This window comes from Streptomyces sp. NPDC006208, from assembly GCF_040613775.1.
In the GTDB taxonomy this organism is placed as follows: domain Bacteria; phylum Actinomycetota; class Actinomycetes; order Streptomycetales; family Streptomycetaceae; genus Streptomyces.
Genome location: NZ_JBEXSW010000090.1, coordinates 1 through 10289 on the forward strand (window position 1 = coordinate 1; position 10289 = coordinate 10289).

The following is a 10289-nucleotide window of genomic DNA, read 5'->3' on the forward strand; positions in this document are numbered from 1 at the left end:
TACGCCGGTCGGTGTCTCGACGGCCGGGGGGCTTTGGCTGGTGCGCGATACTGGGATTGAACCAGTGACCTCTTCCGTGTCAGGGAAGCGCTCTCCCGCTGAGCTAATCGCGCGGGTCCCCCGTGCCGAAGCCGGAGGAGAACCTGCAGGTACTGCAACCACGTGCGCGATACTGGGATTGAACCAGTGACCTCTTCCGTGTCAGGGAAGCGCTCTCCCGCTGAGCTAATCGCGCGGGGATCCGGACGGATCCAGTGGACGATACTGGGATTGAACCAGTGACCTCTTCCGTGTCAGGGAAGCGCTCTCCCGCTGAGCTAATCGTCCTTGGAGGTGGAGACGGGATTTGAACCCGTGTAGACGGCTTTGCAGGCCGTTGCCTCGCCTCTCGGCCACTCCACCCGGAGTGCAGGGGGCTCGGGAAGATCCCCCTCTTCTCGAGCGGACGACGAGATTCGAACTCGCGACCCTCACCTTGGCAAGGTGATGCTCTACCAACTGAGCCACGTCCGCTTGTCGTTTCCGGCCCGCTTGCGCGTCCCGGCGACGTGTTGAACTCTAGCGGATTCCTGGGCCAGCACAAAAACGCGTTTCCGCAGCGTGCTGAGGTGTGTTCGCGTCACGGCAGGTCATCCGCGGCTCGGCGGCGGCTGATCAACGCCTGACCCACTGCCGTCGGCACTCCATAGTCCCCGGTCATACACTCACAGACGTGCACGACCTTGCTCCTATGGCCCGCTTCGGCCACCTCGTCGCCACCGGGCTGCGGGATGTGACCAACGACCCTGCTGCCCTCGACTCCGCCGGCTTCTGGGCCGTCGCCGCAGACTTCGAGGGCCGTCTGACCTGTGCCCGCTTCGATGACATCCGTATCGAGCCGGTGCCCGACCCGGTGCCCGGCCAGTGGCAGGGCCCGGCCGCCGACGACTGGATCACCTCGCTGGACCGCGCCGCCTACACCGCGGGCGTACGCCGGATCCGGGAGCACATCGCGGCGGGCGAGGTCTACCAGGCCAACCTCTGCCGGGTGCTGTCCGCCCCGCTGCCCGACCCGGCGGCCGCCGATGTCGACGCACTGACGGCACTGCTCGCCCGCGGTAACCCGGCCCCCTACGCAGGAACGATCCGGCTGCCGGCGCACGGCGTCGAGATCGCCACCGCCTCGCCCGAGCTGTATCTGCGGCGCATAGGGGACACGGTGGAGTCCGGCCCGATCAAGGGCACCGGACGCACCGCCGAGGACCTGCTCGAGAAGGATCACGCCGAGAACGTGATGATCGTCGACCTGGTCCGCAACGACCTGGGCCGGGTCTGCGCCACGGGGAGTGTGAGCGTCCCCGCGCTGTGCGCCGTCGAGCCCCACCCCGGACTCGTGCACCTTGTCTCCACCGTCCGCGGCGAGCTCGCGCAGGACGCGGGCTGGCGCGAACTGCTCGCCGCCACCTTCCCGCCCGGATCTGTCACGGGCGCACCCAAATCCAGCGCCCTCAAGATCATCAACGCCCTGGAGACCGCTCCCCGCGGACCGTACTGCGGCGGGATCGGCTGGGTGGACGCCGACCGCGGCACCGGGGAGCTCGCGGTCGGCATACGCACCTTCTGGATCGACCGCACACCGGCCGACGGCCCCCGCCTCCGCTTCGGCACGGGCGCCGGGATCACCTGGGGCTCCGACCCCGAGCTGGAGTGGGCCGAGACCGAGCTCAAGGCGTCGCGGCTGCTCGCGGTAGCGTCGGGCGCATACGCGGCAAGCGGAAGGACAGCTGGATGAAGCTCTGGGTCAACGGCGCACTCGTGGACGCCGAGGACGCGCGGGTGTCGGTCTTCGACCACGGACTGACCGTGGGCGACGGCATCTTCGAGACCATCAAAGCGGTCCACGGGCAGCCCTTCGCGCTCACCCGCCACCTCGACCGGCTGACCCGCTCGGCGGCGGGTCTCAACCTGCCCGAGCCCGACCATGACGAGATCCGGCACGCGTGCGAAGCGGTCCTGGCCGCCAACCCGATGCCCCTGGGCCGGCTGCGTCTCACCTACACCGGCGGCCTCTCACCGCTCGGCTCCGACCGCGGCGAGCAGGGTCCGACCCTCGTCGTCGCCCTCGGCGAGAGCCCGCGCCGTCCCGACACCACCGCTGTGATCACCGTCCCCTGGACACGCAACGAGCGCGGCGCGCTGACCGGGCTGAAGACCACCTCGTACGCGGAGAACGTGGTCGCGCTCGCCAAGGCGCGCGAGCGGGGTGCGTCCGAGGCGCTGTTCGCCAACACCGTGGGGCAGCTGTGCGAGGGCACCGGCTCCAACGTCTTCGTGGTGCTCGACGGCGAACTGCACACCCCGCCGGTCTCCTCCGGCTGCCTCGCGGGCATCACCCGCGCCCTGACGGTGCAGTGGACGGGGGCCAAGGAGACCGATCTGCCGCTGGACGTACTGCACCGGGCCGAGGAGATCTTCCTGACCTCCACGCTCCGTGACGTCCAGGCGGTCCACCGCGTCGACGGCCGCGATCTCACGGGGGCCCCGGGACCCGTCACCGCCAAGGCAATGCGGATCTTCGACGAGCGCTCTGCGGCCGATCCGGATCCGCGGGCCCGGTAATAACGGGTGACGGGCGGCCGCGGGACAGGTAGAACACACCTGATGACCACGACCCTGCGGCCGTCCGGGCCGATCCAGCGCGGCGAGTCCGGTGACACCTCGCGTACCTACGACGTCTGTGTGAACGGCAGACCCGTCGGTGCCGTCGAGCTCGCCACCCACCCCGGATTCGGACCGTCGGCCGGCGTCGTACGTGCCCTGCGGATCGACGAGCCCGACCAGCGGCGCGGCAGAGGCACCGTCGCCGCGCTCGCGGCCGAGGAAGTGCTGCGCGGCTGGGGTTGCACCCAGATCCTCGCCTCCGTCCCCGCGGAGGCCACCACGGCGCTGCGCCTGGCCGCCGCCCTCGGCTACACCGAACGCAGCCGCAACATGGCCAAGCAGCTGTCCGGCCCGGCTCCCGCCCTGCCCGAGGGCGTCGAAGGACGACCCATGAGCGAGGCGGAGTTCGGCGCCTGGCGGGCAGGCGCCGTCGAGAGCTACGCGCAGAACTGGATGGCCCGCGGAGTGCCCGAGGAGCAGGCCCGCGCCAAGTCCGAGGCCGACCACCGCGCCAAGCTCCCCGACGGCCTCGCGACTCCCGGCGCCTGGATGCGCGTTCTGATCGCGGATGCCACGGTGGTCGGCCACGTCTGGGTGGCGTCGCGCGAGGAGAGCACGGGCGAGCGCGGCATGTACGTGTTCGACATCGAGGTGGCGGAGCAGCACCGCGGCCGGGGACGCGGCCGCGCGCTGATGCTGCTCGCCGAGCGGATCGCGCACGAGGCGGGCGCGAGCCTGATCGCCCTGCACGTCTTCGCGGACAACACCCCGGCGGTCAGCCTCTACGAGACACTCGGCTACCGCGTCACGCACCACAACTACGTCAAGCAACTGCTCTAACCGCGCTGGGCGTCCGACGGCTCGGTGAGCAGCCGGTCGACGATCCCCTCGATCCGCTCCCGCAGACCTTCCTGGCTCTTGCCGCCGTCCAGTCGCTGCCCGGCGACGACATACGTCGGGGTGCCCGTGACACCGATCGCCTTGCCCTCGGCCTGGTCGGCGTCGACGATCAGGATGTGCCGCCCGTCGATCAGTGCGGTGTCGAACTCCTCGGCGTCCAGACCCAGTTCACGGGCGACCTCGAGCAGGACCGGCTCGCCCTTCGCCGCCAGGTCCTCGGTCCGCGCCAGCACCGCCTCCGTGTACGCCCAGCCCTTGCCCTGCTCGGCCGCCTCCTCGGCGGCCTGCGCCGCGGCGAAGGCGTGCTTGTGCCGCTCGAGCGGGAAATGCCGAAGCCGCAGCTCGAGACGGTCACCGTAGCGGGCGCGCAGAGCCCGCAGGTCCTCCATGGCGCGATGGCAGTCGGTGCACTGGAGCTCGCACCAGACGTCGAGGACGACGGGGCGGCCGGGGGTGGAGTCGCTCATGGGACCAGTCTCCCAGCCCGGCTCCGCCTGCCCCAACCGGGACCTGGGGAGGAGGGCGTCCCGGAGATGTCCCTGAAGGTCGTCCGTGACCGTGGCCCGGATCACGTGCGACGGTGCAGGATGGAAGGGACGTACCCGCTGATGCCCGCCGATGGCTGGAGGACCGGATGCTGGCCGAGACCATTTGTTCCGCGGTGTCCGCGGCGGGCCTGGGCATCGCCGCGATCACGGCGTACCGCAGGCGCTTCCTCGCCGCGGCCCGCATCACCGCCTATTCACTCGTCCCCCTCGGCCTGGTGCTGACCGGCGCGGTCGAGTGGCTCGTCGACACGGCCTTCAGTCCCACTGCCTGGGTCGGGTTCGGCCTGCTCGGCGGGGCCTGGCTGCTGTTCATGACGACCAGGGCCGTCGAGCGGCGCCGCGTCGGCGCCGGCAAGGAACCCAAGGCCGCAAAGGGGGCGCAGCGCGACGCGATCGCCCCGGCGCCGGCGCCCTCGCGCGGCGCCGCCGCCCGGCCCGCGCCGAAGTCCGCCGGGACCGGGGACGACTTCAGCGACATCGAGGCGATCCTCAAGAAGCACGGGATCTGACTCCGGGCGCTGCCGTGAGCGCGAGCGGGCAGCGCCCCGCGACAGCAAAGTCCGCCTTCGCGGTGCCCGGGATGTGATGAACTACCCAGCTCGGAAGGCGTGTTGGTCGATCATTGCGCCCCGTGCTGCGCCATCATCACCCCGAGATGCTCGATACCTCCCGGGGCCAGGCCCCCACACCGACCCCAGAGCCCCGTGGCTGCCTCTTCGCGCTGTCCCAGCCACCCCTGATGATCTTCCTCGGGGTCATCGGCTTTCTGCTTCTGATGGCCGCCGTGCACGATCTCTTCCTGCTGTGAGCGCAGGCCGCGCCCCGCGCCGGTCAGCCCGCCGCTTCCTTGCGGCGCGCGCGATAGGCGGCGACGTGCAGGCGGTTGCCGCAGGTGCGGCTGTCGCAGTAGCGCCGGGAGCGATTGCGCGACAGGTCGACGAAGGCCCGCCCGCAGTCCGGTGCCTCGCAGCGCCGCAGCCGCTCCTGCTCGCCCGCGACCACGATGAACGCCAGCGCCATCCCGCAGTCCGCCGCGAGATGGTCGGCGATCGAGGCGCCGGGCGCGAAGTAGTGCACGTGCCAGTCGTAGCCGTCGTGGTCGGTGAGCCGCGGGGTGGTTCCCGCGCCCGCCACCAGCCCGTTGATCAGATCTGCGGCACCGCGGCTGTCGGGCGCCGCGAAGACTGCCGCGAACTGCGCGCGTACGCCGTGCACCGCCTTCAGGTCCCGCGGACCCAGTTCACCCACGTCGCTCACGTTGTGGCGTTGCACGAACTCGTACAGTGCCGCGACGTCCGCGAGCCTGTCGTCCTGCTCGCTCTCCGGTGTGGTGTTCACCAGATCGACGACGGTGTCGAGGGCAAAACGGGTGTCGTGGGGGATCAGCACGATTCGCTCCCTGGCCTGCTGCGGGCCGGTGCCCGCCGAATTGCGCTGACTCTAGCGGTTCGTTCCCGGGCACCTGGACGCCGTCACCATGGTGGAACCCATGGTGACGGCGTGGCCGTGCGCGATATGCGGTTGTTCCGCGCGGCGCCGTCTCCCCGAGTCGGACGGCGCCGTGCAGCTCTCGGCCTGGCTCAGCTCTCGGCCAGGATGTGGGAGAGCTCCGTGTCGAGGTCGAAATGCCGGTGTTCGGTGCCCGGTGGCACCGCGGCATCCGTCCGCTTCAGGAACGACTCCAGGGCCCGCGCCGGGGCCTCGAGCAGGGCTTCGCCCTCCGGGGAGCTCAGTGCGATGCAGACGACGCCCTGTCCATGACTGCGGGACGGCCAGACTCTGACATCGCCCGTGCCGGTGGGCCGGTGCAGACCCTCGGCGAGAAGATCGCGGGCGAACACCCATTCGACCGTCTCTTCGGCTCCGGTGTGGAAGGTGGCGTGCACGGCGTAGGGATCGGCCGTGTCATACCGCAGGCCCGCGGGTACAGGCAGTGAAGACTCGCTCGATACAACGAGGCGCAGGTGCAGCTCGCAGCTGACCGTGGTGTTCATAAGCGCCAGGGCCTTTCGCTCAGTGTGCGCTCGGGGATTCGCACGTCGGCGAAATCGACATGCCACCTACGGTGCCGTTGTAAACCCCTCTGACCGTTTTGTGATCCCTCATGTCGCTCATCCGGCCGTGCTCGACTTTGTGTTATACGGCCATTTCGGTGATCACGTTCAATCGTGCTCGGATCCGGTAGGTTGGGCATCATGAATGCGGAGAGTGACGAGCAGGGGAAGGCCGTCGCCGCGACGGCGTCGGTCCCTGCGACGGGGGACGTGACGGGCGGGCCGGTGCAGCCGGATCGGACCGCGGAGCCGGAAGTGGTGCGCAAGGAGGAGCCGGAGCTCGGGTCCCGGGCGCCGCACTTCATCAAGCGGTCCAGACCGCTGCATCTGAGCTGGCAGGTCGGTGTCTTCATCGTCGGCCTGGCGGTGGTCGGCGCCGGCATCGTGATGCTGCCGCTGCCCGGCCCCGGCTGGCTGGTGATCTTCGGAGGTATGGCGATCTGGGCGACGGAGTTCGTCTGGGCCCAACTGGTGCTGCGCTGGACCAAGCGCAAGGTCACCGAAGCGGCTCAGCGGGCGCTCGATCCCAGGGTCCGCCGACGCAACATCATCCTCACCACGATCGGCGTCGTGATCATCACGGTGCTGGTCGCGATCTATGTCTGGAAGTTCGGGATCGTGATGCCCTGGAAGATCGACGAGTGACCTCGAAGTGGTCAGGGGGACCCGCTGACATCGGGTAATGTTTGCGGTGCGCCCGGGCGATTAGCTCAGTGGGAGAGCGCTTCGTTCACACCGAAGAGGTCACTGGTTCGAACCCAGTATCGCCCACCCGGACCGAAGGCCCCGGAGACTTCACGTCTCCGGGGCCTTCGGCGTCGTCGTGCTCAGTGCATCCGGCCCAGGGTGTCCCGCAGCCTGCGCGCATCGCGCAGCCGCTGCTCGTACGTCGCACCCACCGCGAGGAGCAGCACCCCGGCCAGGGCCGGCGGCAGCCAGCGGGGCAGCGCACCGACGACCTGCACGACGTACGGTGCGAGCTCGTGCAGTGCGTCCAGCGTGAGCACCGTTCCGCCCAGCACCAGCAGCGCCTGCAGCCGCAGCCGGGCACCGAGCAGCGTGACCCCCAGGGCCGCGACGCCCAGCACCAGCGGTCGCAGCCAGTGCTCGTCGCCCCAGGCCGCGACCAGGCTCGGCACCAGGGTGGCGGCGAGACCCGGCCCGTACGCCGTCCACGACGACGCCTGCGGATCCCGGCGGCGGCGCAGCACACCGACGACCAGTGCCGGGACAGTCACCGCGAGCGTGTACGCCTCCGGGGCCTCGACCTCGGACGCTGCCAGACGCACCCAGGTGGCGAGCACGAACAGCGTTGCCGCGAGATACCCGGCGGCAGGGCGGCGCTCCGCCCGCACGGCCGCGCCCGCCGCGATCACTCCGCACAGCGCGAGCACCAGGGCGATCGACGGCCGGTCACCGGCGGCGAGCCCCAGGGCCACGAATCCCGCGGCGGCGGAGGTGATCTCCACCGGCAGCGCGACCGGCTGGCGGCCCAGCCGGGCGCCGAGCAGCCCGACAGCCGCGGGCACGACGAGCAGGACCACCGCGGAACGGTGCGGAGGGAGCCCGGCCGTGGCGACCGATGCCCACACGAGCCCGATCGCGAAGAGCACGGCAGCGCAGGCGAGCACGGTCTGCACGGAGCGGCCGGCGCGCAGCGCCGCGCCCGCGAGCCCCACGACCAGGACACCCAGCACGGTGAGCGTGGCCGGCTCGGTGGCCAGGGCCAGCAGCCCCACACTCACCGCGCCGCCGAGCCCGCAGACCAGGGCGGTGATCGCGACGGCGGCACCCCGGGCGTCCGCTCCGGGCCGCAGCACGGCGAGCGCGAGGAGGCCGACGCTCAGGGCGAGCTGCCACGCGACGCCCATGGCGTACCCGAAGCCGGCCACGGCGGGCACGACGAGCAGTGCGGCCCAGACCAGGGCGAGCGCGCCCGCGGCAGCACCGACGCGCAGGGACTCCCGCGACGGGCCGACCTTCGCGGAGCGGGCCGCATCCCAGGCCTGTCCCCACGTACTGCCGTCGGGCTCGCTGCCCGGAGCGGTCCGGTCCCCAGGGGCCCCGGGTGCGTCGGACCGCGGCCCGGAGGGACCGGCCGCCGGCCCCGCGGCGCCGGGCGTGCCCGGCGGACGGGCCGTGTCGTCGCCGACGTGTGCGGCGGAAGCCGCCGGCGCCGGGCGGAAGGACGCGACCGCCGCCACGACGGCGGCGGTGACGAGCAGGATGATCGGGACCGGGGTCAGCGGCTGCACAGGCAGCGGGCCCCCCAGGGCCTCGCGCACACCTGCCGGGGACGCCGACCAGATGTCGGTCAGGGTCCGGGCCGGGCCCGCCAGGGCCACGGCGACCAGGGGGAGCGCGGACAGCAGCGCCGCGGCGTGGACCGCCGCCGACGCGGCCGTGAGCCCCGGGAGCAGGTGGCGCGGCAGCGGTGCGCGAAGCGAGACCAACAGGGCGATCGCGCACAGCAGATACCCGGTCATCGCCCAGCCGTCCGGGACCGTCGCGCGGATCACGCCGCCGCTACCCGCGACGGCCGCAAGACCGGCCACCGCCGAGAGCGCCACGGCCCAGGACGGTAGCCGCCACGCCGTGAACAGAGCGACCGCGGCCGCCGCCACCAGCAGCACCGCCGGGCCCGCCGCAGCGGAAGCCGTCGCCGCCGTCAGCGACTGCCAGCCGCCGATCACCAGCGCCCAGCCGCCCGCGAGCACCGCACCCGCTCCGGCGAATCCGCGCAGCACGGCAGGCTCCGTCCGCACCACGAGCACGACATCGAGCGCGGCCGTCAGCAGCAGCGCCCACTCCAGCGGCACATCGAGCGGCCCGGCGGCCAGGGACCAGAGCGGGAGCGGGAGTTGAGCGGTCAGCACGGCCACCGGCAGCGGTGCGCGCAGCCGCGGCAGGGACAGGCCGTACGCCGTCCAGAGCCCGGCGAGAGCTGCGGATGCGACAGCCGCGTAACCGAGACCGTCCGTGTCCGGCAGTGCCACCCGGTGCAGGGCATGGGTGTCGAGGACCATCAGCAGCAGGCCGAGGGCGGCCAGCGACTCCGCGGTCGAGGCGAGACCGCGGCGCAGCAGCACCACCGGCGCCCCGAGGGCCGCGACGGTCACCGTGAAGAGCACGGCGGAGCGGCCGCCGATGCCCATGGAGCCCCAGCTGACCAGTGTGAACGCGATCGCCGCGACGGCCAGCAGGATGCCGCCCAGGGTCAGCAGCAGATTCTGCACGCTCGGCGGGGAGGTCTCGGCCGACGGTGCGGCGAAGGGGCGGGCAGGGGCCGGCGGTGCCACGGCGGGCGAGCGCAGCACATTGAGCAGCCAGGCGCGGCGAGCCAGCAACTGGGCCCGTCGGGCATCCAGTTGTTTCAGCTCGCGGTCGATAGTGGCCAGCTCCTCGGCCGGCGGCGGAACGTTGTCCATGGCCGCAGTGTGGCCGCGGCCACACGCGCCGGACATGGGTGCGAGTACTCAGATGCCTGGTGAGTACCTTCCCGGTACGTAGGCCCGCGGCGCAGACTGGGGGCCATGGACTGGTGCCACTTCCGCTTCCGCAGTGTCTGGTATCTACCGGCTGCCCCGGGCGCCGTCTACGGCGTACTGGAACGCGCCGAGGAGTATCCCAGGTGGTGGCCGCAGGTCCGCGCGGTCACCCTGGCCGCCGACGACTGCGGCACTGCCCGTTTCCGCTCCGTCCTCCCTTACGACCTTCTCGTCACCGCTCGCGCGCAGCGCAGCGACCCGGCGGCGGGGGTGTTGGAGATCCGGATGGACGGCGATCTCGAGGGCTGGGTGCGCTGGACCCTGGGGGCGCACCACACCGGTACACGGGCGGTGTACGAGCAGGAGGTCGAGGTACGCAAGCCGCTGATGAGGCGGCTGGCACTGCCGTGCCGCCCCGTCTTCCTCGCCAATCACGCGCTGATGATGCGTGGAGGGCGGCGTGGGCTCGTGGCCTACCTGGAAGGAGTTTGAAGGAACGGCGCGACGCCCTGTATGGTTCAGTGCGTTCCCGGGCGATTAGCTCAGTGGGAGAGCGCTTCGTTCACACCGAAGAGGTCACTGGTTCGAACCCAGTATCGCCCACCGGGAGAGGCCGGTCCGTCATCACAACCAACCGCCCCACACCCATACATAACCCG

Annotated in this window: 11 protein-coding genes and 7 tRNA genes; 9 read left to right on the forward strand and 9 right to left on the reverse strand. The window is 71.5% G+C overall.

What is annotated here, in order from left to right; genetic code table 11:
- Window positions 1-38: 38 nt before the first annotated feature.
- The 5 genes from ABZ208_RS38105 to ABZ208_RS38125 form a co-directional block, all read right to left on the reverse strand.
- Window positions 39-113, reverse strand: a tRNA-Val gene (locus tag ABZ208_RS38105).
- A gap of 50 nt (window positions 114-163) precedes the next feature.
- Window positions 164-235 (reverse strand) — tRNA-Val (locus tag ABZ208_RS38110).
- A gap of 20 nt (window positions 236-255) precedes the next feature.
- Window positions 256-327, reverse strand: a tRNA-Val gene (locus tag ABZ208_RS38115).
- Between the two features lies 1 nt (window position 328).
- Window positions 329-402: transfer RNA gene (locus ABZ208_RS38120), tRNA-Cys, on the reverse strand.
- A gap of 38 nt (window positions 403-440) precedes the next feature.
- Window positions 441-513: transfer RNA gene (locus ABZ208_RS38125), tRNA-Gly, on the reverse strand.
- A 199-nt stretch (window positions 514-712) separates the two neighbouring features.
- Between ABZ208_RS38125 and ABZ208_RS38130 the strand changes: the two genes are divergently transcribed.
- The 3 genes from ABZ208_RS38130 to ABZ208_RS38140 are packed head-to-tail and all read left to right on the forward strand — an operon-like array spanning window position 713 to window position 3480.
- The gene (locus ABZ208_RS38130; RefSeq protein ID WP_356914041.1) at window positions 713-1771 is read left to right on the forward strand and encodes a chorismate-binding protein; all 1059 of its coding nucleotides are present in this window, start codon (window positions 713-715) and stop codon (window positions 1769-1771) included.
- Entirely contained in the window at window positions 1768-2598 is an 831-nt protein-coding gene (locus ABZ208_RS38135) for an aminodeoxychorismate lyase (protein ID WP_356914042.1), read from the forward strand. The genes ABZ208_RS38130 and ABZ208_RS38135 overlap by 4 nt, the downstream gene beginning before the upstream one ends.
- A 42-nt stretch (window positions 2599-2640) precedes the next feature.
- Window positions 2641-3480: a GNAT family N-acetyltransferase gene (locus ABZ208_RS38140; RefSeq protein ID WP_356914043.1), complete on the forward strand. Its 840-nt coding sequence runs from the start codon at window positions 2641-2643 to the stop codon at window positions 3478-3480.
- On the opposite strand, the gene ABZ208_RS38145 is transcribed toward ABZ208_RS38140, so the two are convergent.
- Entirely contained in the window at window positions 3477-4007 is a 531-nt protein-coding gene (locus ABZ208_RS38145) for a DsbA family protein (protein ID WP_356914044.1), read from the reverse strand. The genes ABZ208_RS38140 and ABZ208_RS38145 overlap by 4 nt on opposite strands.
- Window positions 4008-4174: 167 nt before the next feature.
- Between ABZ208_RS38145 and ABZ208_RS38150 the strand changes: the two genes are divergently transcribed.
- Both ABZ208_RS38150 and ABZ208_RS38155 read left to right on the forward strand, forming a co-directional pair.
- Entirely contained in the window at window positions 4175-4597 is a 423-nt protein-coding gene (locus ABZ208_RS38150; protein ID WP_356914049.1) for a hypothetical protein, read from the forward strand.
- 122 nt (window positions 4598-4719) lie between these two features.
- Window positions 4720-4896: a hypothetical protein gene (locus tag ABZ208_RS38155; protein WP_356914050.1), complete on the forward strand. Its 177-nt coding sequence runs from the start codon at window positions 4720-4722 to the stop codon at window positions 4894-4896.
- Between the two features lie 23 nt (window positions 4897-4919).
- Here ABZ208_RS38155 and ABZ208_RS38160 read toward each other — a convergent pair whose 3' ends face one another.
- The gene (locus tag ABZ208_RS38160; RefSeq protein WP_356914045.1) at window positions 4920-5477 is read right to left on the reverse strand and encodes a CGNR zinc finger domain-containing protein; all 558 of its coding nucleotides are present in this window, start codon (window positions 5475-5477) and stop codon (window positions 4920-4922) included.
- 191 nt (window positions 5478-5668) lie between these two features.
- A complete protein-coding gene (locus ABZ208_RS38165) occupies window positions 5669-6082 on the reverse strand; it encodes an SsgA family sporulation/cell division regulator (RefSeq protein ID WP_003959770.1) in 414 nt (137 codons plus the stop codon).
- 201 nt (window positions 6083-6283) lie between these two features.
- Here ABZ208_RS38165 and ABZ208_RS38170 point away from each other — a divergent pair, with 201 nt between their 5' ends.
- Window positions 6284-6787, forward strand: a complete 504-nt coding sequence (locus ABZ208_RS38170) for a TIGR02611 family protein (protein ID WP_356914046.1) — start codon at window positions 6284-6286, stop codon at window positions 6785-6787.
- Between the two features lie 54 nt (window positions 6788-6841).
- Window positions 6842-6913, forward strand: a tRNA-Val gene (locus tag ABZ208_RS38175).
- 56 nt (window positions 6914-6969) lie between these two features.
- On the opposite strand, the gene ABZ208_RS38180 is transcribed toward ABZ208_RS38175, so the two are convergent.
- Window positions 6970-9570 carry a hypothetical protein gene (locus tag ABZ208_RS38180; protein WP_356914047.1) on the reverse strand — a complete coding sequence of 867 codons (2601 nt, stop codon included), beginning with the start codon at window positions 9568-9570 and terminating at the stop codon, window positions 6970-6972.
- Window positions 9571-9675: 105 nt separating this feature from the next.
- Here ABZ208_RS38180 and ABZ208_RS38185 point away from each other — a divergent pair, with 105 nt between their 5' ends.
- Both ABZ208_RS38185 and ABZ208_RS38190 read left to right on the forward strand, forming a co-directional pair.
- Entirely contained in the window at window positions 9676-10122 is a 447-nt protein-coding gene (locus tag ABZ208_RS38185) for an SRPBCC family protein (RefSeq protein ID WP_356914048.1), read from the forward strand.
- Window positions 10123-10161: 39 nt separating this feature from the next.
- Window positions 10162-10233: transfer RNA gene (locus ABZ208_RS38190), tRNA-Val, on the forward strand.
- The last annotated feature ends 56 nt before the right edge of the window (window positions 10234-10289 follow it).